We start from the raw sequence: 25,341 nt of genomic DNA on the forward strand, positions 1-25,341 counted from the left end.
GTGAAAGGCTGTAGGCTGGTGACTTAGGAAAATCCGGGTCGCTAAGGCTGAGAGTCGAGACGAGCCACTACGGTGGTGAAGTTGTTGATGCCCTACTTCCAGGAAAAGCCTCTAAGCTTCAGTTTATATCGAATCGTACCCTAAACCGACACAGGTGGTCAGGTAGAGAATACTAAGGCGCTTGAGAGAACTCGGGTGAAGGAACTAGGCAAAATTGTACCGTAACTTCGGGAGAAGGTACGCTCTTGTTTGTGAAGGACTTGCTCCATAAGCAGACGAGAGCCGCAGTGACCAGGTGGCTGGGACTGTTTATTAAAAACACAGCACTGTGCAAAATCGTAAGATGACGTATACGGTGTGACACCTGCCCGGTGCCGGAAGGTTAATTGATGGGGTTAGACTTAGGTCGAAGCTCTTGATCGAAGCCCCGGTAAACGGCGGCCGTAACTATAACGGTCCTAAGGTAGCGAAATTCCTTGTCGGGTAAGTTCCGACCTGCACGAATGGTGTAACCATGGCCACGCTGTCTCCACCCGAGACTCAGTGAAATTGAAATCGCAGTGAAGATGCTGTGTACCCGCGGCTAGACGGAAAGACCCCGTGAACCTTTACTACAGCTTGGCACTGAACATTGACCCTACATGTGTAGGATAGGTGGGAGGCTTTGAAGCACAGTCGCTAGATTGTGTGGAGCCGTCCTTGAAATACCACCCTTGTAGTGTTGATGTTCTAACTTAGGTCCCTAATCGGGATTGAGGACAGTGCCTGGTGGGTAGTTTGACTGGGGCGGTCTCCTCCCAAAGAGTAACGGAGGAGCACGAAGGTTGGCTAAGTACGGTCGGACATCGTACGGTTAGTGTAATGGTAGAAGCCAGCTTAACTGCGAGACAGACACGTCGAGCAGGTACGAAAGTAGGTCATAGTGATCCGGTGGTTCTGAATGGAAGGGCCATCGCTCAACGGATAAAAGGTACTCCGGGGATAACAGGCTGATACCGCCCAAGAGTTCATATCGACGGCGGTGTTTGGCACCTCGATGTCGGCTCATCACATCCTGGGGCTGAAGTCGGTCCCAAGGGTATGGCTGTTCGCCATTTAAAGTGGTACGCGAGCTGGGTTTAGAACGTCGTGAGACAGTTCGGTCCCTATCTGCCGTGGGCGTTTGAGAATTGAGAGGGGCTGCTCCTAGTACGAGAGGACCGGAGTGGACGAACCGCTGGTGTTCGGGTTGTTATGCCAATAGCATTGCCCGGTAGCTACGTTCGGAATCGATAACCGCTGAAAGCATCTAAGCGGGAAGCGAGCCTCGAGATGAGTTCTCACTTTAACTTTAAGTTAACTGAAGGGCCGTTGAAGACTACAACGTTGATAGGCGAGATGTGGAAGTGCTGTGAGGCATTGAGCTAACTCGTACTAATTACCCGTGAGGCTTAACCATACAACGCCAAAGTGGTTTGACTTGTTAGAAGTTAAGAATAGAAGTAGACGAAAAGAATTTAATTACGCTTCCAGATTTTAGTAAGGTGTTTTAAACATCTTGCACACAGAATTTCCTGGTAAACATAGCATTTTGGAACCACCTGACCCCATGCCGAACTCAGTAGTGAAACGAAATAGCGCCGATGATAGTGTGGGGTTTCCCATGTGAAAGTAGGACATTGCCAGGGCCCAATTAAAGAAACCCGTTGCAGAAATGCGACGGGTTTTTTGCATTTAAGTCCCTTAGCAGCGGTTAAACTGGTTTATTTCACGGTTATATGTTTCATTGCATTACGTTATTTCTTTGTAGATAGTTCTGCGTTGTCTATTTATACCAATCCGCTTAAATATCTGATCTAATATAGAGCATATAAAATTACAGACTAAATAACGTTGAACCCAAGTATATCTGAACAGCTTTTAGCGCTTTCTCGAAAAGAACCCAACGCACGTAAACGTATGCGATTACTTGCTGTGTCATTATTTTATGAAGGTCATAGCAGAACCGACATTGCAAAACGCCTTAATATAGCACGGAGTAGTGTTAATAAATGGGTCTCTAGTTACCTAGAGCATGGGCTCGATGGCTTAGACAATAAGCCTATTCAAGGACGTCCATCCAGACTGCAGCAGTCTCAGCTTGATCAACTGTCTGAATTTATTAAACGCACAAACACGGAGCTTCAAGGTGGCCGTCTAACCGGTGAGGACATTGTGCATTACATTAGCAGTGAATTTGGTGTTCATTACCACTTAAATCATGTCTATAAAATCCTAAAGCAGCTTGGCTTTAGTTGGATCACAAGTCGTTCAAAACACCCTAAGCAGTCATTACAAAGCCAAGAAGCTTTTAAAAAACTTCCAACTGGAAACGATCCTTCACACACCAGGACACTTACCTCTTGATCGTATCGACGTATGGTTTCAGGATGAAGCTCGATTTGGCCAGCAAAATCCGACTACACGCATTTGGGCTAAGACGGGTACTCGGCCAAGGATTGTGAAACAACAACAGTTTGAATACGGGTATTTATTTGGTGCAGTATGTCCTGCCACGGGCCAAACAGAAGCGCTAGTAAGTCCATTCGTAAATAAAGAAGCGATGACGCAGCACATGCGTCAAATATCACAAGCTACACCAATTGGTAGGCATGCAGTAGTGATAATAGATGGCGCAGGCTGGCATACACATGATACTGCGTCAGAATTCAGCAACTTAACGCTAATAAAGCTTCCCCCTTACTCACCTGAGTTAAATCCAATAGAACAAGTATGGAGCTGGATAAGGCAACATTGCTTATCCAATAGAATATTTTCGGGCTATGTAGAAATAGTTGACGAAGTTTCAAAAGCTTGGAATCAATTTATTTCAATACCTGAACGAGTTAAGAAAATGTGCAGTCGTGAATGGATAAAGCTGATTTAATCTTTATGCGGAATGGTATTAGCGCAAGGTGAAGGGAGCATCCTTCACCGCCGACAAGGCAAACTCAAGATTTCCTCAGCAACAGCTAAAACGGCTTATTTCACCTTGCGCTAAAAGAATGCCAGCGCTTCGCGCTGTGTCATTAACCTTTCGCACGATATTCACCTTGCGCAAAGTAAATGTACTCGCTTCGCTCTATGTCACTGTACTTTGCACTTAATTCATCCATGAATCTAATCGACATTAGTACATCCATGTACGTCAAACCCGTTGCAGAAATGCAGCGGGTTTTTTGCGTTTAAGTCCCTTGGCAACAGCTAAAACTGCTCATTTCACCTTGCGCAAAAAGAGCGCTCTCACTTCGTTCACTTTCGCTAACCTTTTAGATCATAGACCCTGAAACGAGTTCAGGGTGACGAGGAGGGTAAATACAGCTCAGTTGTTTAATATCGTCGTCCTGAGCTTGTTTCAGGATCCATGTTTATTAATGTTGGGCATGTTTTGGCGGTGACTGTAGATTTTAGAGGTGGTTGTCTCAGCAATAGCTAAAACAGCTTACTTCACCTTGCGTAAAAGAACCGTACTCACTTCGTTCGCAGTCGGTAACCTTTTGCACGTTATTCACCTTGCGCAAAAAGAGCGTGCTTACTGTATTCTCAATAATTAATCATTTTTATTGCGTCTTCCTGAGCTCATTTTAGGATTTATTTATTACATAGTTAGATAGAATAGTACTGTCTAAATAGCGTTTATTTGGTTCGGTTCTTATACAGAAATAGCTGGCTTAGGTTGATATTTGAACGAACAGCGTTTTTTCATAAGTTTTTTATAAAAATTGCTTGCACTATTTCCTAAGCTCCCTATAATGCGCACCCACTGACACGGCGGGATGCGAGAGAAAACGCAAACCAAAGTGAAGGTTAAAGTTAAATTGAAAGGTTAATTAAAAAATTAAATTTTCTAGTTGACTTTAAAAGTGAAGCGGTTATTATGGCGCTCCACTTCGCAGCAACGCTGCGGTAACTAACCAAGGGTTAGTTACATTGTTCTTTAAAAATATGAAGCAATCATCTGTGTGGGCACTCGTACAGATTGAGTTCTAACAGCTCTTGATTCAGGAGCAAAAGAATTAGAGTCTCAATTTCTTATGAGTGACTATATAGTCAATTTATACAGAATTCATTGAGCACGAATCTTCGGATTCAAAAAACTTTTAATTGAAGAGTTTGATCATGGCTCAGATTGAACGCTGGCGGCAGGCCTAACACATGCAAGTCGAGCGGTAACATTTCTAGCTTGCTAGAAGATGACGAGCGGCGGACGGGTGAGTAATGCTTGGGAACGTGCCGTAAGGTGGGGGACAACCATTGGAAACGATGGCTAATACCGCATAATGTCTACGGACCAAAGGGGGCTTCGGCTCTCGCCTTATGATCGGCCCAAGTGGGATTAGCTAGTTGGTAAGGTAATGGCTTACCAAGGCGACGATCCCTAGCTGGTTTGAGAGGATGATCAGCCACACTGGAACTGAGACACGGTCCAGACTCCTACGGGAGGCAGCAGTGGGGAATATTGCACAATGGGCGCAAGCCTGATGCAGCCATGCCGCGTGTGTGAAGAAGGCCTTAGGGTTGTAAAGCACTTTCAGTAAGGAGGAAAGGTTAGTAGTTAATACCTGCTAGCTGTGACGTTACTTACAGAAGAAGCACCGGCTAACTCCGTGCCAGCAGCCGCGGTAATACGGAGGGTGCGAGCGTTAATCGGAATTACTGGGCGTAAAGCGTACGCAGGCGGTTTGTTAAGCGAGATGTGAAAGCCCCGGGCTCAACCTGGGAACTGCATTTCGAACTGGCAAACTAGAGTGTGATAGAGGGTGGTAGAATTTCAGGTGTAGCGGTGAAATGCGTAGAGATCTGAAGGAATACCGATGGCGAAGGCAGCCACCTGGGTCAACACTGACGCTCATGTACGAAAGCGTGGGGAGCAAACAGGATTAGATACCCTGGTAGTCCACGCCGTAAACGATGTCTACTAGGAGCTGGGGTCTTCGGACAACTTTTCCAAAGCTAACGCATTAAGTAGACCGCCTGGGGAGTACGGCCGCAAGGTTAAAACTCAAATGAATTGACGGGGGCCCGCACAAGCGGTGGAGCATGTGGTTTAATTCGATGCAACGCGAAGAACCTTACCTACACTTGACATACAGAGAACTTACTAGAGATAGTTTGGTGCCTTCGGGAACTCTGATACAGGTGCTGCATGGCTGTCGTCAGCTCGTGTTGTGAGATGTTGGGTTAAGTCCCGCAACGAGCGCAACCCCTATCCTTAGTTGCCAGCGATTCGGTCGGGAACTCTAAGGAGACTGCCGGTGATAAACCGGAGGAAGGTGGGGACGACGTCAAGTCATCATGGCCCTTACGTGTAGGGCTACACACGTGCTACAATGGCAGATACAGAGTGCTGCGAACTTGCGAGAGTAAGCGAATCACTTAAAGTCTGTCGTAGTCCGGATTGGAGTCTGCAACTCGACTCCATGAAGTCGGAATCGCTAGTAATCGCGGATCAGAATGCCGCGGTGAATACGTTCCCGGGCCTTGTACACACCGCCCGTCACACCATGGGAGTGGGTTGCTCCAGAAGTAGGTAGCTTAACCTTAGGGAGAGCGCTTACCACGGAGTGATTCATGACTGGGGTGAAGTCGTAACAAGGTAGCCCTAGGGGAACCTGGGGCTGGATCACCTCCTTAACGATTTAGAACAGATTTGTTCGAAGTGTCCACACAGATGATTGTTAGTTAGCTTTAATAGCTAATTAATATTGCTCTTTAAAAATTTGGAAAGCTGATAATTAAATTCTCGAATAACAAGTAATTGTTATTCAGAGTTTTCGAAAGAAAATGCCGATTAATCATTTAGTTGATTAATTAGCGTCTACTTTAGTATTACTTAACTTCTGGCGAAGTTAAAACTGTCTTTGACGATACAAACCATTTTGGGTTGTATGGTTAAGTGACTAAGCGTACACGGTGGATGCCTTGGCAGTTGGAGGCGATGAAGGACGTACTAACTTGCGATAAGCTAAGTCAAGCCAGTAAGAGGCACTTGAGACTTAGATTTCCGAATGGGGAAACCCACCGCTTAGCGGTATCTTGCAGTGAATACATAGCTGTAAGAGGCAAACCGGGAGAACTGAAACATCTAAGTACCCCGAGGAAAAGAAATCAACCGAGATTCCGAAAGTAGCGGCGAGCGAAATCGGATTAGCCCTTAAGCTTCAGTGTAATTAGTGGAACCTTCTGGAAAGTTGGACGACACAGGGTGACAGTCCCGTACACGAAAATTTATCTGAAGTGAAATCGAGTAGGTCGGAGCACGTGAAACTTTGACTGAATATGGGGGGACCATCCTCCAAGGCTAAATACTCCCAACTGACCGATAGTGAACCAGTACCGTGAGGGAAAGGCGAAAAGAACCCCTGTGAGGGGAGTGAAATAGAACCTGAAACCGTGTACGTACAAGCAGTAGGAGCCCTTCGAGGGTGACTGCGTACCTTTTGTATAATGGGTCAGCGACTTATATTCTGTAGCAAGGTTAACCATTTAGGGGAGCCGTAGCGAAAGCGAGTCTTAACTGGGCGCTTAAGTTGCAGGGTATAGACCCGAAACCCGGTGATCTAGCCATGGGCAGGTTGAAGGTCAGGTAACACTGACTGGAGGACCGAACCCACTAACGTTGAAAAGTTAGGGGATGACCTGTGGCTAGGAGTGAAAGGCTAATCAAACCGGGAGATAGCTGGTTCTCCCCGAAATCTATTTAGGTAGAGCCTCGGACGAATACTTACGGGGGTAGAGCACTGTTAAGGCTAGGGGGTCATCCCGACTTACCAACCCTTTGCAAACTCCGAATACCGTAAAGTAATATCCGGGAGACACACGGTGGGTGCTAACGTCCATCGTGGAGAGGGAAACAACCCAGACCGTCAGCTAAGGTCCCAAAGTGTATGTTAAGTGGGAAACGATGTGGGAAGGCTAAAACAGCTAGGAGGTTGGCTTAGAAGCAGCCATCCTTTAAAGAAAGCGTAATAGCTCACTAGTCGAGTCGGCCTGCGCGGAAGATGTAACGGGGCTAAACATACCACCGAAGCTACGGCTGCATACATTAGTATGCGGGGTAGGGGAGCGTTCTGTAAGCGGCTGAAGGTGAACTGTAAGGTTTGCTGGACGTATCAGAAGTGCGAATGCTGACATGAGTAACGATAATGCGGGTGAAAAACCCGCACGCCGGAAGACCAAGGGTTCCTATCCCATGTTAATCAGGGTAGGGTGAGTCGACCCCTAAGGCGAGGCTGAAGAGCGTAGTCGATGGGAAACGGGTTAATATTCCCGTACTTGGTATAAATGCGATGGGGGGACGGAGCAGGCTAGGCAAGCATGGCGTTGGTTGTCCATGTGAAAGGCTGTAGGCTGGTGACTTAGGAAAATCCGGGTCGCTAAGGCTGAGAGTCGAGACGAGCCACTACGGTGGTGAAGTTGTTGATGCCCTACTTCCAGGAAAAGCCTCTAAGCTTCAGTTTATATCGAATCGTACCCTAAACCGACACAGGTGGTCAGGTAGAGAATACTAAGGCGCTTGAGAGAACTCGGGTGAAGGAACTAGGCAAAATTGTACCGTAACTTCGGGAGAAGGTACGCTCTTGTTTGTGAAGGACTTGCTCCATAAGCAGACGAGAGCCGCAGTGACCAGGTGGCTGGGACTGTTTATTAAAAACACAGCACTGTGCAAAATCGTAAGATGACGTATACGGTGTGACACCTGCCCGGTGCCGGAAGGTTAATTGATGGGGTTAGACTTAGGTCGAAGCTCTTGATCGAAGCCCCGGTAAACGGCGGCCGTAACTATAACGGTCCTAAGGTAGCGAAATTCCTTGTCGGGTAAGTTCCGACCTGCACGAATGGTGTAACCATGGCCACGCTGTCTCCACCCGAGACTCAGTGAAATTGAAATCGCAGTGAAGATGCTGTGTACCCGCGGCTAGACGGAAAGACCCCGTGAACCTTTACTACAGCTTGGCACTGAACATTGACCCTACATGTGTAGGATAGGTGGGAGGCTTTGAAGCACAGTCGCTAGATTGTGTGGAGCCGACCTTGAAATACCACCCTTGTAGTGTTGATGTTCTAACTTAGGCCCCTAATCGGGGTTGAGGACAGTGCCTGGTGGGTAGTTTGACTGGGGCGGTCTCCTCCCAAAGAGTAACGGAGGAGCACGAAGGTTGGCTAAGTACGGTCGGACATCGTACGGTTAGTGTAATGGTAGAAGCCAGCTTAACTGCGAGACAGACACGTCGAGCAGGTACGAAAGTAGGTCATAGTGATCCGGTGGTTCTGAATGGAAGGGCCATCGCTCAACGGATAAAAGGTACTCCGGGGATAACAGGCTGATACCGCCCAAGAGTTCATATCGACGGCGGTGTTTGGCACCTCGATGTCGGCTCATCACATCCTGGGGCTGAAGTCGGTCCCAAGGGTATGGCTGTTCGCCATTTAAAGTGGTACGCGAGCTGGGTTTAGAACGTCGTGAGACAGTTCGGTCCCTATCTGCCGTGGGCGTTTGAGAATTGAGAGGGGCTGCTCCTAGTACGAGAGGACCGGAGTGGACGAACCGCTGGTGTTCGGGTTGTTATGCCAATAGCATTGCCCGGTAGCTACGTTCGGAATCGATAACCGCTGAAAGCATCTAAGCGGGAAGCGAGCCTCGAGATGAGTTCTCACTTTAACTTTAAGTTAACTGAAGGGCCGTTGAAGACTACAACGTTGATAGGCGAGATGTGGAAGTGCTGTGAGGCATTGAGCTAACTCGTACTAATTACCCGTGAGGCTTAACCATACAACGCCAAAGTGGTTTGACTTGTTAGAAGTTAAGAATAGAAAGTAGACGATAAGAATTTAATTACGCTTCCAGATTTTAGCATTGTGAATAGATGAGCTCTTATGAGAAATCAATTCACCTTGCGCAAATGAAATGACAAAAAGACGTCATTAACCATTTGCACGAAAAGAATTTGCTTGGTAACCATAGCATTTTGGAACCACCTGACTCCATGCCGAACTCAGTAGTGAAACGAAATAGCGCCGATGATAGTGTGGGGTTTCCCATGTGAAAGTAGGACATTGCCAAGCGCCAAATAAAAGAAAGCCCGATTCGAAAGAGTCGGGCTTTTTTGCGTTTATAGCTTAAAATTTTGGAACCACCTGACTGGAAGGCCAGCCCCGCCCATGCCGAACTCATACCATTCCGCATAAAGATTAAATCAGCTTTATCCATTCACGACTGCACATTTTCTTAACTCGTTCAGGTATTGAAATAAATTGATTCCAAGCTTTTGAAACTTCGTCAACTATTTCTACATAGCCCGAAAATATTCTATTGGATAAGCAATGTTGCCTTATCCAGCTCCATACTTGTTCTATTGGATTTAACTCAGGTGAGTAAGGAGGAAGCTTTATTAGCGTTAAGTTGCTGAATTCTGACGCAGTATCATGTGTATGCCAGCCTGCGCCATCTATTATCACTACTGCATGCCTACCAATTGGTGTAGCTTGTGATATTTGACGCATGTGCTGCGTCATCGCTTCTTTATTTACGAATGGACTTACTAGCGCTTCTGTTTGGCCCGTGGCAGGACATACTGCACCAAATAAATACCCGTATTCAAACTGTTGTTGTTTCACAATCCTTGGCCGAGTACCCGTCTTAGCCCAAATGCGTGTAGTCGGATTTTGCTGGCCAAATCGAGCTTCATCCTGAAACCATACGTCGATACGATCAAGAGGTAAGTGTCCTGGTGTGTGAAGGATCGTTTCCAGTTGGAAGTTTTTTAAAAGCTTCTTGGCTTTGTAATGACTGCTTAGGGTGTTTTGAACGACTTGTGATCCAACTAAAGCCAAGCTGCTTTAGGATTTTATAGACATGATTTAAGTGGTAATGAACACCAAATTCACTGCTAATGTAATGCACAATGTCCTCACCGGTTAGACGGCCACCTTGAAGCTCCGTGTTTGTGCGTTTAATAAATTCAGACAGTTGATCAAGCTGAGACTGTTGCAGTCTGGATGGACGTCCTTGAATAGGCTTATTGTCTAAGCCATCGAGCCCATGCTCTAGGTAACTAGAGACCCATTTATTAACACTACTCCGTGCTATATTAAGGCGTTTTGCAATGTCGGTTCTGCTATGACCTTCATAAAATAATGACACAGCAAGTAATCGCATACGTTTACGTGCGTTGGGTTCTTTTCGAGAAAGCGCTAAAAGCTGTTCAGATATACTTGGGTTCAACGTTATTTAGTCTGTAATTTTATATGCTCTATATTAGATCAGATATTTAAGCGGATTGGTATCAGTAGTGATACCATTCCGCATAAAGATTAAATCAGCTTTATCCATTCACGACTGCACATTTTCTTAACTCGTTCAGGTATTGAAATAAATTGATTCCAAGCTTTTGAAACTTCGTCAACTATTTCTACATAGCCCGAAAATATTCTATTGGATAAGCAATGTTGCCTTATCCAGCTCCATACTTGTTCTATTGGATTTAACTCAGGTGAGTAAGGGGGAAGCTTTATTAGCGTTAAGTTGCTGAATTCTGACGCAGTATCATGTGTATGCCAACCTGCGCCATCTATTATCACTACTGCATGTCTACCAATTGGTGTAGCTTGTGATATTTGACGCATGTGCTGCGTCATCGCTTCTTTATTTACGAATGGACTTACTAGCGCTTCTGTTTGGCCCGTGGCAGGACATACTGCACCAAATAAATACCCGTATTCAAACTGTTGTTGTTTCACAATCCTTGGCCGAGTACCCGTCTTAGCCCAAATGCGTGTAGTCGGATTTTGCTGGCCAAATCGAGCTTCATCCTGAAACCATACGTCGATACGATCAAGAGGTAAGTGTCCTGGTGTGTGAAGGATCGTTTCCAGTTGGAAGTTTTTTAAAAGCTTCTTGGCTTTGTAATGACTGCTTAGGGTGTTTTGAACGACTTGTGATCCAACTAAAGCCAAGCTGCTTTAGGATTTTATAGACATGATTTAAGTGGTAATGAACACCAAATTCACTGCTAATGTAATGCACAATGTCCTCACCGGTTAGACGGCCACCTTGAAGCTCCGTGTTTGTGCGTTTAATAAATTCAGACAGTTGATCAAGCTGAGACTGTTGCAGTCTGGATGGACGTCCTTGAATAGGCTTATTGTCTAAGCCATCGAGCCCATGCTCTAGGTAACTAGAGACCCATTTATTAACACTACTCCGTGCTATATTAAGGCGTTTTGCAATGTCGGTTCTGCTATGACCTTCATAAAATAATGACACAGCAAGTAATCGCATACGTTTACGTGCGTTGGGTTCTTTTCGAGAAAGCGCTAAAAGCTGTTCAGATATACTTGGGTTCAACGTTATTTAGTCTGTAATTTTATATGCTCTATATTAGATCAGATATTTAAGCGGATTGGTATGAAACGAAATAGCCGAAGGGTCGGCCCCGACCGATGATAGTGTGTGGGGCGGACGGCGAGTCTTTCCCATGTGAAAGTAGGACATTGCCAGGGCCCAATTAAAGAAACCCGTTGCAGAAATGCGACGGGTTTTTTGCGTTAAGTCCCTTAGCAGCGGTTAAACTCGCTCATTTCACGGTTATATGTTTTAGTGCATTACGTTATTTCTTTGTAGATAGTTCTGCGTTGTCTATTCATCCCTGAAGCTGGGTTCCATCGCGCCAATAAGTCAATCGGCGATGTTTAAAATAGCTTATTTCACCTTGCGTAAAGAGAATGTACTCTCTTCGTTCGTTGTCATTAGCCCTTTACACCATAACTGAGAAGCTTCGCTTCGGTCTCATTTCGCCCATGTGAAAGTAGGACATTCTACTGCGTAGCGCACCAAGGGCCCAATTAAAGGTCGATTAACAGCATTCATCCATGAACCTAATCGACATTAGTACATCCATGTACGTCAAACCCGTTACAGAGATGCAGCGGGTTTTTTACGTTTAAGCCCCTTGGCAATAGTTAAAACGGCTTATTTCACCTTGCGCAAATTGAACGTACTCGCTTCGCTCGTTGTCGTTACATTTTGCACGTTAATCACCTGGCGCGAAAAGAATGCCAGCGCTTCGCGCTGTGTCATTAACCTTTCGCACGATATTTACCTTGCGCAAAAAGAGGCGTACTCACTTCGTTCGCTGTCGCTAGCCTTTCGCACCATAGACCATGAACCGAGTTAAGGATGACGGCTAGGTTGAGTGCGACGGCATAGTTTAAATACGTCGTCCTGAGCTCGTTTCAGGATCCATGCTTTGCTTATTCTGAGTTGGTTGCTGCGTTTATAGCGGTGTATTGATTACCTCTCGTTAAAACTGCTCGTTTCATCTTAAGTAAAAAGAGCGGATTCACTTCGTTCAATGTCGCTAACCTTTTGCACTATGGTTTCTCACCCATAAAGGTTGTTTTCTGCATCATGTTGGGCAAGCCTCGCGTATCTAACCTACAAGATGCGATATATTAAAGATGTTGAGTGGGAAATAAGTTTATTTTGTGAAGGACAGATTGAGGGAGGATGGTTGCTGTGATGGGAGCGAGGAAGTATATCTACTTCCTCGATACAGATTAAAGTTCGAAAGGTGCAACACCAACGGCTTTCATTGTATAGCCAGTTTGCGCTAGGTCACTTTTATGACTTTCTACCTTGATGGTGCCTGTCACGGTTATGGCATCATATAGGCTGTCAATTGGGACACCGTTTTTGATCTTCACGTGCACGATCTGATTGGGCGGTGGTGGTGGCACATGGATGCAGGCTCCAAAATATGGCACGAGTAAAAACTCAGTAATGACTTCACTATTACCTTCAAGAGGCACCACGAAGCCAGGCAAGCTAACGCTTTTACCATCGAGTGCTTTTACTACAGGTGCATCTAAATCGGGTTGCACCCAGTTTTTATCATCGCCATCATGGCTAGCGGCTTCCTGATTGCTGATCTGCTCGTGGCCTTCAGGAATTAAATCGTCCCAAAAGATCTCTTTAGGTGGTGCCGCTATTACGGATAAAGACATAAGCATCACAGTGAGTGAGACAAACCAAGATGCTAATCGAGTTGAATACATAAAAATCCTCTTAAACTTTGATACTCATGCCATCATTGAGTGAGTAAAAATACGCACGAATAGCAGGAATTGCACCGATAAATGTGCCTGACACCATAATAACGCCTAGCAGGAGTAGTTCATAGCTGCTGAGCATGGATATTGTGATAGAAATACCAAATTGTGCTTGTAGTATACCTTTGCCAATTATTATCAGCGAGTAGAACAGTGCAACGCCTAACATACATCCAAGCGCAGTGATCAGGACTGCTTCACTGGTCATTAAAGCAAATATATGTCTAGGCCTGGCTCCTACAGATCTGAGTATTGCGAGCTCTCTGCGGCGTTGGTTCAATGACGATAATAAAGTTGTTAGCATACCGAGTAAGCTTATCAATACAACCACACCGGAAAAAAGGAGTAAGATTTTTTCCACGATATCTAGCATGCTCCAAAGCTCTCTGAGAGTAACGCCTGGCATAATGGCAGAAAGTGCCTCAGGTTTATATATATTGATATTTCGGCGTATTTGTAATGTGTAAAAAGGAGAGTCAAACCCCATTAAGAAAGCGGTAATTTGCTTAGGCTGACCGATTAAATCTCCAGGTTGACTGTTCAGGTTCTCATAATTATGACTTTGGTGGTCGTGGTCGTGGTCGTGGTCGTGGTCGTGGTCGTGGTCGTGGTCGTGGTCGTGGTCGTGGTCGTGGTCCTCAGAGGTGTCTTTGCGCCCGACGATGTGTTGAGTACTGTGCTTTGGGCCATGCATTAACTCAATGGCTTTGAGTGGCACGTGCAATGTTTTATCTACCGGTGTCCCTGTCGGTTCTAAAATACCCACAATCACCAAAGGGTTGTCATCATGATGATGAAAGCTAGTGTTGCCCATGCCATGCGCGACCACAATCTCTTGCCCTAGGTAGTAGTGAAGCTGCTTTGCTACTTCACTGCCGATAACCACTTCTTGTGCGTTGTGATAAGGCCTACCGTGCTCGAATTGCAGCGTTTGTTTACTGCCATAGCGATAATGTTTGAAGTAGTTTTCGTCACTGCCAAGTACTGAGAAGCCTTTATGGCTGTCTCCCAAGCTGATTGGGATTGTCCATGCCACGCCTTTTTGTGCTTTGATATATTCATAGCTTTGCCAAGACAGGCCATTATTTGCATGACCAATGCGAAAAACACTGGATAGCAGGAGTTGAATATCTCCTGTGCGTGCACCCACAATCAAATCGGTACCTGAAATTGTATTGCTAAAGCTTGTCTTGGCTTCCTGTCTTACTCTTTCTATTGATAGTAGTAACATGACACTAATTGCAATAGTAAAGAGGGTAAGAAGCACACTGGCTTTTCGGTTTATGATGCTTTTAAATGCGAGGTTGATTAATGTCACAGGCTCGCTCCATTTATCTCTGCTAGGCTTACTTTTCGATCAAATAAAGGTGCAAGGCTTGCGTCATGGCTGACGAACAATATCGTCGCTTGATACTGTTGTGCTTGTTCAAAAAGTTGTTTAATAAAAATATCTCTGTTATCTGCGTCCAGTGCAGAAGTAGGCTCATCGGCGATAATGAGCTCAGGTTGTCCTATGAAGGCACGCGCTGCTGCAACGCGCTGTTGCTGACCAATACTCAGTTCATTAACTGCACGGTGCTGAGTATTCTCATCTAACCCTAATTCAGCGAGTAACCGTGTTGCTTGCAATGTTGCAGTGGTGCCCTCAGTTTTTAAGTTTGCTTGCCGACGTTTAGAGAAATTACAGCCTAAGACAACGTTATCTATGGGGCTTAAATAAGGCAGCAAGTTAAAGTTTTGAAAAATAGTGCCAATGTGATCGGCTCTAAACTTGTCTCTTTTGGCATCATTGAGTGCGCTAAGATCTTCATTCAATATTTTTATACTGCCTTGCTGGGCGCACTGAATGCCTGCAAGTAAGCTGAGTAATGTCGATTTGCCACTGCCACTGGGGCCATGCAAAAACAGCCGCTCACCGGTTTTTATTTGTAGGTCTTTGATTTGTAGTGTCGGGTTGGATTGCCCCGGCCAGCTGAACGTGAGATCTGATATTTGGATCATGTAACCATCTCTTAGTACCGAGTTTTGTTCATGTTAGCGTAGAACAGTGCAGGACTAAACTAAGTTTCGCTAGGTTGGTCTAGTATTGCGTTAAACAATTGTGATTTTAGTTGTGCTCGATTATCATACCCCCCTCTAACCCCCTCTGTATTATGCGTCCTTTAGCAAGATGCAGCCGTTCTCTATGGAGATACAATGAGTAGCTACAAAGTTCTAGACGTCAATGACGATCTACCAATTCGCACTAAAGGTGCAGTTCACAGTGGTAAAGTACGCTCGGTTTATTGGTTAACCGATCAAGACAGCGCCAGATTAATCGAAGAAAAAGGCTATGATGTTCCTCAAGGAACTGAGCTTGCGATCATGGTTATTTCAGATCGTATTTCTGCGTTCGATTGCATCTGGCAAGGTGAAAATGGCTTAAATGGTGTACCAGGTAAAGGTATTGCATTAAACAGCGTTGCAGCCCACTGGTTTAAATTATTTGATGAAGCAGGTCTTGCCGGTAATCATATTGTTGATATTCCTCACCCTTACGTGTGGATTGTTCGCAAAGCGAGTACCGTTCGCGTTGAAGCAATTGCCAGACAATACATTACAGGCAGCATGTGGCGTGACTACAGCAAAGGCATTCGAGATTTCTGCGGTATTCAACTGCCAGAAGGCCTACAAGCTCACCAGAAATTAGAAGAAGTACTTATTACACCTTCGACTAAAGGCATTATTTCAGGTGTTGAAGGTGTGCCAGAAGTTGATGATGTAAATATTACGCGTGCTAATATCACTGACAATCTAGATGCATTCAATTTTAAATCAGCTGATGATGTCACACGTTATGAGCAGTTACTCAGCGATGGCTTTAATCTGATTTCTAAAGAGTTAAATAAACTTGACCAAATCTTCGTTGATACCAAGTTTGAGTTTGGCTATGTTGAAGACTCAGATGGTAAAACTCGCTTAATTTATATTGACGAAGTTGGTACGCCAGACTCTTCTCGAATTTGGGATGGCCCAGCTTATCGCGATGGCAAGATTGTGGAAAACTCGAAAGAAGGCTTCCGCCAGTTATTAATTAACAATGTGCCAGATAGTGACGTATTGCTAAATAAAGATCGCATGCCTGAAAGAGAATCTTTGGCTCAGTCTTATAAATTACCACAAGATGTGATGATGTCTGTATCAGACACATATGTTGGCATTGCGAGTAAAATTGTTGGCAAAGATCTTGTCATCCCTCAAGACCCTCGTGCAGAGGTCATCGCTATTCTTGATGAGCAATATGCTCTTATAGACTAGTGTTTAAAGATGCCTAGCAGTCAATAATTTAAATGATTGCTAGGTATTCGTGCCCCCTTCTCCGATTTTCTTTTCCAAGCAATTGTGCTGAGCAACACAACATCACCGAGTAGAGAGTTACTCACTGTTCCAAGAGCGTTTTTGATAAAGAGCATTTATTGTTAAGTGCGTTTTTAAGTATTAAATATTCGTTTTTTCTTAACTAGAGCACACGATTTGATGGCTTTCAGCTATATTTTTAATGGCAAGCATCGATTTATTTTTGGCAAGTAATAGTAGCAACGTGACGAGTGTTGAAATAAATGAAATATATTACTAAAAATAACGGTCTATAAATTGGATTAGCCATAACTGTGTATCAATGAATGCATAATATAGATCCAATAATTGGGTCTGTATATCACCGTCTGCAATCTCTACTCGTTGATATCTGAAAGGAACATTATGGGCACAAGTTTTAAAAACCGAATAATTATTCTGTGTGTTGGCCTCGTATTAATAACCGCGATAGCCAGTCTTGCGGGCTTCTGGTGGTCGACCAGTGAATTCAAAGAGCGCCAAGTGCAACAGGATATTCAAAAAGCGCAGAGCGTCTATCAACAGTATTTAGTTGCCAGAGAACGATTATTGGTGACGGCTGCATCTGTTTTGACTCAGGACTTTGGCTTCAAACAAGCTGTCGCAACTAGAGATGCCTCTACGATAAGTAGCGTGCTGTATAACCACAGTCAGCGAATTAATGCAGAGCTGATGCTGCTATTGGATGTACGCGGTAAGCTTATTTCTACCAATCAAAATCAGCTTGAGTTACCGCAAGATATGCGACCCTTAGTGAAAGAGCTGCTCGCATATGAGAAACGCTCTGCATTTGTGGTGTTAGATAAAAAATTGTATCAGGCCATCATTTTACCAGTTAAAGCGCCCAGAACCATTGCATTTACGATTGTTGGTTTTGTCGTTGATGAACCCATTGCAGAGCAGTTAAAGGGGCTTACGGGGATGGAGATGAGTTTCATTAGTCAAGGCGAGCGGATGAAAGCAAGCTCTATTCAACTGCCTGAAGATAGAGATTTATTTACTTATTTGCACGATCAAAAAATTAGCCGTTGGTTTGGTGAGTATCCTATTTATGTCAATGCAGAAGTGGCTTTGCCCTCCTTAACTGCAGTGCCTGTTAGTTTGGTGCTCAGCGCTGATTTGCGGGCTGAATATGAAGAGTTTGACCAACTTGTTCTGACGATTGTGTTTCTTTCTTGTATTACGATGTTATTTGGTTTTGTCGCCAGTGGGTTTTTAGCGCGTAATTTGGCGACTCCGCTTCAGCAGCTTACTGTTATGGCGAGGCGCTTTGCAAAAGGTGATTATCATGCGCAAATTCACGAAACGCGCCCTACCAAAGAGATCTGCCAGCTGGTCGATGCCTTTCATGAGATGGGGGATGATATTCAAGCTCGGGAAAAGAAAATTCGCTATCAAGCAAGTCATGATGTTTTGACTGGCTTTTATAATCGTACTTCGGCATTGCCAATATTAGATGCTTTATTTTCAACTGAGCAGGTTTACTATCTGCTGGTAATTGATATCAAAGGGCTTAGGCACATTAACGATAAGTTAGGCCCACGTATTGGAGATAGTTGTATTCAAGCTGTAGCAGAGCGAATCGAGCAGGTCACCGCTGATTTTGAGGGGCTTAATGTAAGACTTGGAGGAGATGAGTTTTTAACGGTACTTTTAGCCAAATCTAACTCAACGATGGAGCAATGCGTTGACAGCTTTTTGAATAAACTTAATCCTAGTTATACGGTGCATAACTTTGATATAAATTTACGCTTTAGCGTCGGTGTGGTGCATATCCCAGAGCAAGCAGATAACGCGGATGATAGTATCCGTCGCGCTTTAATCGCTGCCGACAATGCTTCTCACGGCGTGGAGGATGTCTATTTTTATCAAACAGGAGAAGATGAGGCATATTTAGAGAGGTTAGAAATTGTCGATGAGCTTAAGCAAGCTCTAGTCGCTGATGATGGGCAGCTTTTTATGACATTTCAGCCAAAGTTGAATATGCGTACAGGCGTAGTTGATAAAGTAGAGTCTTTGATACGTTGGAAGCGCAGCAATGGGGAGTGGGTTTCACCGGAATTGTTTATCGACCTCGCGGAACAATCAGGTTTAATCGTTGACCTAACACAGTGGGTGTTACGGACTGTTGTATCGCAAATATCTGCGTGGTCTTCGCAGGGCCTTACAATGAAAGCGGCAATTAATGTATCAGCGCAAGATATTGCGGATGCTGAGTTTATACCTCACCTTTTGGCTATGTTAAAAGCATACTCCGTGCCTGCCAATCTCATCACGATTGAGCTGACCGAACGAGACATGATTGAAAATGAAGAAAAAGGGATCGCTGCTTTAATCGCGCTCAAAGAGATTGGTGTCCACATTTCTCTAGATGACTATGGTGTTGGACAAACTTCTCTTGGTCGCCTTAAAATGTTGCCAATTGACGAGTTGAAACTCGATAAGGTGTTTATTTTAAAGCTAGCTGGGTCGCATCAGGATCAATGCATTGTCCGCTCTACTATCAGCTTAGGGCATCAACTTGGTTTTTCTGTGGTCGCAGAAGGGGTTGAGGACGTCGAGTCGTTAAAACTCCTAGAAGAAATGAAGTGTGACTATGCGCAAGGTTATTACTTAAGTCGCCCATTAAAGGCGGATGATTTTACTCAGTGGTTAGGGCAACATCACAAGGCTGTTTAAGTATGCTCAGAATACTGTCGCGAGCGCGTCAGTAATTGCTTTAGGGGTGATGTCTCTTATCATGTCTGGTTTGGATAAAGACATTGAATTATGATGAAGTGCGATCAAATTACTTTGCTTTGGTGTGACATTAGACCAAGGAGACGTGCCTTGACCAATAACGGCGACACACGGCGTTCCGCATGCAGAGGCAATATGCATTGGGCCAGAATCGATAGAAATCATCGCGTCCATAGCGCCGATGGTATCAACTAATATATCCAGTGACATTGAGCCAGCCAAATTCGTGATTTTTTCTCCATTTTTACCGGCCTTGAATCGGAGTGTTTCCATTTCCTCTCGCTCCGTTTTATCACCTAATAAATACAGATGTATATCATCACGCATGGTTAAATTGTTGATTAATTCTAGCGACAAGTCATGGGGATAATGACGGTCCCCTTTAACTGAACCACCGAGATAGAGCGCGATATTGCGGTTTTTACTTAAAGCGCATGTTGTTTTTTTAGGTATTAACTTTGGGGCGCTAAATTGCTTGAATGGTCGGCCATGAGGAATATTGATAAGCTGGCAATAACGGTAAATATAGTGCTCAGATTGATTAAGTTTTAATGCGTGACTCAGTAGTGGGCTTCTTGCATTTTGTGCATAGCCGATAACGTTTTTAACACCAGCCAGCTTGAGTAGTAGCGCTTCTCGAAGTGAGCCGCGCAATAATACCGCGATGGAAATATCAAACTGCTTTAGCTCTTTGGCCATTTTGAACAGACTATGCTTCTCTTCTTCACAGTAGCGTTTATCACTAATAAACTCAGTGCCGTAATGCGCTGCGCGAGTGAATAAGTGTGACATAAATGGCCTGCCCAGCACGTAAACGCGTTGCGTGGGATATAGTTTTTTCAAAAGCTCTAAAGCTGGTAGGGTATTGATCGCATCGCCGATGAACTTTGGCAATACAACTAAGATAGCGCCATTTACTTGACTTGAATCAATAATTTGATTACCCATAAACATTATTTGAGATATGCATTAAAGCCCCCTAGTATAGCGCTTGCAGTGCTGGAATTTAACTGAAACTAATTAAATAAGTGTTCGAAATGGTAAAAAACTTAAAAAGTAGTCAGTGGTTATACGAACATAGAGAGGATGTGATTGTTCTTGATTCAGGGATCGTGAAGCCTGGTGAGTCAGGTGACTATCAGCCAGCAGCGATTATTCCTGGTGCACTTCGATTCGATATAAGTCATACCTTTAGCGACCATGCATCGACACTACCTAACATGATGTGTTCAAGCAGAGTTTTTCAAGCTGAGGCCAGGCATCTGGGCATAAATGATTCGGACACGATCATTGTATATGACGATAAAGGTTTGTTTAGTGCTGCACGCGCGTGGTGGATGTTTAAATCAATGGGGTTTGAGCATGTGTATGTGTTAGATGGAGGGTTAAAACATTGGCAAGCGTGTGGCTTTGAGACTGTCTCTGACTATGCTAGTGCTCAAAATCTTGGTAATTTTACAGCAAAACCAAAGCCGCACTTTTTCATAAACCATAAAGCGGTTCTGAACGGAATAAACTGCCAAGATACTTTACTGTTTGACGCCAGAGGCGCAAAACGGTTTGAGGGTAAGGGAAGTGAACCTCGTCAAGGGCGTCAAGGTCATATCCCTAAGAGTGTTAATTTGCCCTATAGTAGTTTGTTGACCGAAGAGGGGCTGTTAAAACCCATCTCTGTAATAGCTGAGCGCTTAGCTTCGCTGGGCGCAGAGTCAAATAAAACAATGCTCCAATTTAGCTGTGGTTCAGGCGTCACTGCATGTATTTTGGCTTTAGTCGCGACAGAATGTGGTTATACACACCTACAGGTATATGATGGCTCGTGGAGTGAATGGAGCAAGCTAGAAGGCGCACCGGTTGAGATAGGCCCTTCATAATTAAGCTTGTTGTGCAAATATCACTGCGAAAAAACTGTGCTTTGCAATGTATTTCCTGACCACAAAGGGGGGATATAAAGTGTTTGCATGTTTTTATTATTAAGCGCAGCATGTAGAGGTAATGTTGCAATACCAGTCAGTGCGATGCTATCGATATTTGGCACTTTGATGAGTCTGACTATGTCCCTTTTACCAAGTTGAGCGATAGAGGGGATAAAAGGCCTCAGTGAAGAAATAAGTGCATCAAGGCATGCTTCACTAATATCACTGCCGATGATGATAGTCTGAGTATTCAGCAATGACTCTAAGGTGTGAATCGCAATTCGCAGCGGCTCAGTCGCTTGCGTTATCCACTTTTTACACATTGGGTGACTTAATGGATCTAATTGCTCAATGGGGATCGTGTCCTCATCACAGCCGTTGAGAAAGGTTTTTAGTGCGTTAATCGACGCGTATTTATTTAAGGTTCCAAGTTCTGCTGTGCTTTCATCTTGATCGGGGGTGACAAATATATCGCCGATCGCCCCTGTAAGCCCGTTTTGTCCAAGCATGATCTGCCTATCATATACGACCGCAGCTTCTACTTTGTTGCCCAAATGCAGATACACAAAATTATGCAATGTTTTGGCTTCGCCAAATAGCATTTGGTAAACCGCGCATGCCGATGCGGTATTTTCTAATGCGATAGGTAGATTAAGTAATTCACTTAATTGTGATTGTAGATGTTGATTAACTTGATGCTGAGATATTGCATCAGTTTGGTCCGTTTGAATAGATAAGCCGCCAGCGAATATCTCTTCAAAGCTGATATCACTTGTCGCTATGAACTTTTCTAACTCTTGCTTGATGTCTTGGGCGTTAGGTTGAGTTATTAGGTCTTTGGTCGTTTGGCTATGACATTCACCATTGAGGTAATACAAGCCCAACTCTAAGAAACTGGGGCTCACTCTCATTGCGCAGGTAAATGCCGCATGTTTATTTAAACACAGCATTTTTGATGGTTTGCCTGCGCTCTCTGTCCGCTTGACGCCGATTTCCTCAACAAGATTGACCGCTAACAAGGCTTCAACCATATTCGTAATGGTTTGCTTAGTCAGTAAGGTATTTCGTGCAATATCAGCACGAGAAATTGGGCCTAACGTGACAATTTGCGTCAATACTAAACGTAAATTAACGGCTTTATTCTGTTTAGCATTTGACCCTTTCACTCTGTATCCTTTTTCGTCGACACGTATCTAAATCATATTCAAGACGCTCTATCTTATTACACATGGCACTATTTTCGAATACTTTAAATGCTTTAGCTTCTCAGATAGTCCATTCAGGGTTAAGTAAAATCATTTGACAAACATAGGAGTGCTGATCAAATGTACTGAATCAGGTTTTCATTAAAGGAACTATTGAGTGAAGCGCTGTTGTTTTATGTATAAATATTGCCTTCAATACTGCACAAAACTGCGACTACGTACATGGGCTTGTTTGTTTTTTGTGATGTTAGCTCAGTATGCACATAGCAATACCAGTTACGTCCTATCAACGAAGCAAGAAGCCGATGTTAAAACTGCAAAACTTACCGCAGCGATGGCTTGGCATGGTTCTAGTCCATGGGTAAATGCGGTGACATTGGGTGCCCAACAAGAGTTTGAGCGTTTGGGGATCGAGGTGTTGGCTGTGACAGAGGCGCACTATGATCCTGCAAAGCAAGTAACAGACTTGGAGACATTGGCCGTTTTAGAGCCGGATATTTTGTTATCGCTGAGTATTGATAGTTTTAGCTCTAAGCCCAGCTATTTACGCTTGAGTAGAAGCGGTACGCAATTGGTTTTACTCAGTAATCCAATAGCTGGTTTTATACATGGTGAAGATTATGCTGGGTTAGTTGGTGATAATGTTGAGGGAATGGGACAAGCCGCTGCCAAGTTAGTTGCAGAAGCTATCTCACATCATGGCCGAGTAGGGATGATTTATCACGAGGCCGATTATTATATTACCAACCAACGCGATGCTGCTTTTGTACATGCACTTGCGCAATACGATGATATAGAACTGAGCGTACAAAAAGGATTTGTGAGAAAGAATCAAACCGCGCAGCTCACTTCAGCAATGCTCATCCAGAACCCAAATATTTCCGCCATCTATGTATCGTGGGATGCTGCTGCTGAAGGGGTGATTGAGGCACTTAGGATTGCAAATCGTAAAGACATTAAAGTGATCACCCATGATTTGGGCACGAACAACCTTATTGATATGGCCTTGCATGGCAATATGTATGGCACAGTCTCTGATCGTCCGTTCGAGATCGGAACCTTAATGGCAAGAATTGGAGCAGGCGCTGCTACTGGTGTTACGACACCCTTATACACACAAGTGAGCTATCATGCGGTGACTGCCAATAATATCGCCGCTTCTTGGCAGCTTGCTTTTCAGACTCCACTACCACAAATATTACAAACAGTATTAAAGCAATCTCAAGCGGATGCTCTGACGCAAGATAGGGGGAGCGATGTTCAGTAAGCTCAATAGACAGACATTGATATATTATGCATGTACGAGCGCGATGCTGATTTTCATGTTATCGCTGTCCGGCTCTGCCTTCTTTTCGCCGACAAATCTATTAAATATTTTACTCCAAACCGCGCCGATTGCGGTCATGGCAATTGGCTTAAGCTTCGCTTTATCTGTTGGCTATATTGATTTATCAATCGGTGCAATTGTAGCTATTTGTGGTATGGCTGCTGCTTTTTTGTTACCGCTTTATGGCCTGCCGGTGGCCGTTGTATTTGCATTGTCTTTAGGCGTGTTTATTGGGGCAATAAACGGCTATTTGTGTGAACGTTTCGCTTTGCCACCGTTAATCGTGACCTTGGGCATGTTGGGTGTTTTGACTGGGTTTGCAAGAAAAATTTCAGATCTTCAGTCTATTCCAATTATTCATACCCATTTTATTACTCTGTTTGGGCATGGCACAGTATTGGGTGTGCCAATTTTTTTGTTGTGGCTTGCTGGACTGGCGATGATGGCTGCGTTAATTATGACTCAAACTCGTTTTGGACGTCATTTATTTGCAGTGGGAGTAAGCTCATCGTTAGCACACCAAATGGGGCTAAATGTATCTCGAGTCCGGATGATTGCCATGTCATTGTGTGGCGGGTTTTGTGCGTTTGCTGGTTTGTTATATGCGGCAAGAATGCAAAGTGCCAAATACACAATTGGCGAGTCTGACTTGATGGTCGCTATCGCTGCTGTGATCATTGGTGGCTGTAGTTTGCTTGGTGGCAAGGTCAATATCTTCGCTGTTGTACTGGGGGTATGGTTGCTTGGTTGTATTAATAACGCGCTAATATTCAGCGGCTTTTCTAGTAATGAGCAGATGATGGTAAAAGGCGGTATTTTAATTGTGGCTGTGGCCATCACAACAAGGGCACAAAAATCATGAAGCGTACTGCGTTAGACCAAGTGACCCTAGAAGTCCGTGGGTTGTATAAGAGCTTTGAAGGTATCAATGTGCTTAGCGGGGTTAACTTTACGGTTAATCGAGGTGAAGTGGTTGCCTTGCTTGGGGACAATGGGGCGGGTAAATCGACGCTAGTGCAGTGTTTGGCTGGGTTAACTCAGCCTGATCAGGGCAAGATCCAAGTTGGTCAAATTGAGCGCACTTTATGCACGCCAAGTGCGTCTTATCAAGCAGGAATCGCCGTCGTCCATCAAGATTTAGCATTGGTGCAAGAGCTCAGTGTGGTTGAAAATTTATTTTTAAATCGCGAAATATTACATCAACATAGGGTGTTAAGGCTGCTAGGTTGGTTAGATAAAAAAGCCATGGCAAGAAAAGCAAAAAAATTATTGCAGCGACTTGGCATGCCGCTGATCAATATCAACGCACCAGTAAATACACTCTCTGGCGGTCAAAAACAGGCGGTTGCGATTATAAGAGCTGTGTATGCTGGTGCTGAAATCATTGTCATGGACGAACCAACGGCGGCTCTGGGGGCAGAGCAGTGTGCGCGCTTGGTGACATTGATCCGCTTGCTTAGCTCACAGGGGATAGCCATCATCCTGATCAGTCATAATTTACAACAAGTAGATACCTTGTGCGACCGTGCCGTTATTTTATTTCAAGGACAAAGCGTTGCTGATGTTGCGATAGATGAGGTCAGTCAGGCACAATTACTGGGTTATATGAATGGCATTGAACTAGACATAGCTCAAGCGAGTTAATCAATGG

General features: G+C 44.4%; 14 protein-coding genes and 5 rRNA genes (1 of these 19 running past the window's edge). 12 read left to right on the forward strand and 7 right to left on the reverse strand.

The window, feature by feature from the left end; translation table 11 throughout:
* The 6 genes from AC2CZC_RS08680 to rrf (AC2CZC_RS08705) all read left to right on the forward strand — a co-directional run.
* Positions 1-1,438, forward strand: a 23S ribosomal RNA gene (locus tag AC2CZC_RS08680) (it extends 1,444 nt beyond the left edge of the window).
* A gap of 114 nt (positions 1,439-1,552) precedes the next feature.
* A 5S ribosomal RNA gene (gene rrf, locus AC2CZC_RS08685) occupies positions 1,553-1,667 on the forward strand.
* A 271-nt stretch (positions 1,668-1,938) separates the two neighbouring features.
* Positions 1,939-2,905 (forward strand): IS630 family transposase gene (locus AC2CZC_RS08690; protein WP_484584823.1). Its coding sequence is split into 2 segments (ribosomal slippage): positions 1,939-2,337 and positions 2,339-2,905, totalling 966 coding nucleotides; the frame shifts between segments, so codons are not numbered across the junction.
* A 1,214-nt stretch (positions 2,906-4,119) separates the two neighbouring features.
* A 16S ribosomal RNA gene (locus AC2CZC_RS08695) occupies positions 4,120-5,652 on the forward strand.
* Between the two features lie 256 nt (positions 5,653-5,908).
* A 23S ribosomal RNA gene (locus AC2CZC_RS08700) occupies positions 5,909-8,791 on the forward strand.
* Between the two features lie 178 nt (positions 8,792-8,969).
* Positions 8,970-9,084: ribosomal RNA gene (gene rrf / locus AC2CZC_RS08705) — 5S ribosomal RNA — on the forward strand.
* The 16S, 23S and 5S rRNA genes sit together here, the layout of an rRNA operon.
* A 126-nt stretch (positions 9,085-9,210) precedes the next feature.
* On the opposite strand, the gene AC2CZC_RS08710 is transcribed toward rrf (AC2CZC_RS08705), so the two are convergent.
* The 5 genes from AC2CZC_RS08710 to AC2CZC_RS08730 form a co-directional block, all read right to left on the reverse strand.
* Positions 9,211-10,177 (reverse strand): IS630 family transposase gene (locus tag AC2CZC_RS08710; RefSeq protein ID WP_484584823.1). Its coding sequence is split into 2 segments (ribosomal slippage): positions 9,211-9,777 and positions 9,779-10,177, totalling 966 coding nucleotides; the frame shifts between segments, so codons are not numbered across the junction.
* 155 nt (positions 10,178-10,332) lie between these two features.
* Positions 10,333-11,299, reverse strand: a protein-coding gene (locus AC2CZC_RS08715) for an IS630 family transposase (RefSeq protein WP_484584823.1) whose coding sequence is annotated in 2 segments (ribosomal slippage) — positions 10,333-10,899 and positions 10,901-11,299 — 966 coding nt in all. Because the reading frame shifts where the segments join, the coding sequence is not laid out codon by codon here.
* Between the two features lie 1,277 nt (positions 11,300-12,576).
* On the reverse strand, positions 12,577-13,029 hold the full coding sequence (locus tag AC2CZC_RS08720; protein WP_440589565.1) for a DUF3299 domain-containing protein: 453 nt from the start codon (positions 13,027-13,029) through the stop codon (positions 12,577-12,579).
* Positions 13,030-13,084: 55 nt separating this feature from the next.
* Positions 13,085-14,446: an ABC transporter permease gene (locus AC2CZC_RS08725; RefSeq protein WP_484584509.1), complete on the reverse strand. Its 1,362-nt coding sequence runs from the start codon at positions 14,444-14,446 to the stop codon at positions 13,085-13,087.
* On the reverse strand, positions 14,443-15,129 hold the full coding sequence (locus tag AC2CZC_RS08730) for an ABC transporter ATP-binding protein (protein ID WP_484584510.1): 687 nt from the start codon (positions 15,127-15,129) through the stop codon (positions 14,443-14,445). Before AC2CZC_RS08730 ends, AC2CZC_RS08725 begins: the two co-directional genes overlap by 4 nt.
* Positions 15,130-15,324: 195 nt before the next feature.
* On the opposite strand from AC2CZC_RS08730, the gene AC2CZC_RS08735 reads away from it, so the two are divergent.
* Both AC2CZC_RS08735 and AC2CZC_RS08740 read left to right on the forward strand, forming a co-directional pair.
* On the forward strand, positions 15,325-16,425 hold the full coding sequence (locus tag AC2CZC_RS08735; RefSeq protein ID WP_484584511.1) for a phosphoribosylaminoimidazolesuccinocarboxamide synthase: 1,101 nt from the start codon (positions 15,325-15,327) through the stop codon (positions 16,423-16,425).
* A gap of 444 nt (positions 16,426-16,869) precedes the next feature.
* Positions 16,870-19,182: a bifunctional diguanylate cyclase/phosphodiesterase gene (locus AC2CZC_RS08740; protein ID WP_484584512.1), complete on the forward strand. Its 2,313-nt coding sequence runs from the start codon at positions 16,870-16,872 to the stop codon at positions 19,180-19,182.
* Positions 19,183-19,188: 6 nt separating this feature from the next.
* Here the strand turns inward: AC2CZC_RS08740 and AC2CZC_RS08745 are convergent, their stop codons facing one another.
* Positions 19,189-20,190 (reverse strand): glycosyltransferase family 9 protein, encoded by a 1,002-nt coding sequence (locus tag AC2CZC_RS08745; RefSeq protein WP_484584513.1) that lies wholly within the window; start codon positions 20,188-20,190, stop codon positions 19,189-19,191.
* Between the two features lie 89 nt (positions 20,191-20,279).
* Here AC2CZC_RS08745 and AC2CZC_RS08750 point away from each other — a divergent pair, with 89 nt between their 5' ends.
* Positions 20,280-21,116, forward strand: coding sequence for a sulfurtransferase (locus tag AC2CZC_RS08750; protein ID WP_484584514.1), 837 nt, complete (start codon positions 20,280-20,282; stop codon positions 21,114-21,116).
* Positions 21,117-21,136: 20 nt separating this feature from the next.
* Here the strand turns inward: AC2CZC_RS08750 and AC2CZC_RS08755 are convergent, their stop codons facing one another.
* The gene (locus AC2CZC_RS08755; RefSeq protein ID WP_484584515.1) at positions 21,137-22,324 is read right to left on the reverse strand and encodes an ROK family transcriptional regulator; all 1,188 of its coding nucleotides are present in this window, start codon (positions 22,322-22,324) and stop codon (positions 21,137-21,139) included.
* A gap of 214 nt (positions 22,325-22,538) precedes the next feature.
* On the opposite strand from AC2CZC_RS08755, the gene AC2CZC_RS08760 reads away from it, so the two are divergent.
* The 3 genes from AC2CZC_RS08760 to AC2CZC_RS08770 are packed head-to-tail and all read left to right on the forward strand — an operon-like array spanning position 22,539 to position 25,334.
* Complete coding sequence (locus AC2CZC_RS08760) at positions 22,539-23,630, forward strand: substrate-binding domain-containing protein (protein WP_484584516.1); 1,092 nt, start codon at positions 22,539-22,541, stop codon at positions 23,628-23,630.
* Positions 23,620-24,552, forward strand: a complete 933-nt coding sequence (locus AC2CZC_RS08765) for an ABC transporter permease (RefSeq protein ID WP_484584517.1) — start codon at positions 23,620-23,622, stop codon at positions 24,550-24,552. Before AC2CZC_RS08760 ends, AC2CZC_RS08765 begins: the two co-directional genes overlap by 11 nt.
* Positions 24,549-25,334, forward strand: a complete 786-nt coding sequence (locus AC2CZC_RS08770) for an ATP-binding cassette domain-containing protein (RefSeq protein ID WP_484584518.1) — start codon at positions 24,549-24,551, stop codon at positions 25,332-25,334. The genes AC2CZC_RS08765 and AC2CZC_RS08770 overlap by 4 nt, the downstream gene beginning before the upstream one ends.
* Positions 25,335-25,341 lie beyond the last annotated feature (7 nt).

Source organism: Pseudoalteromonas sp. MMG033 (assembly GCF_057197785.1).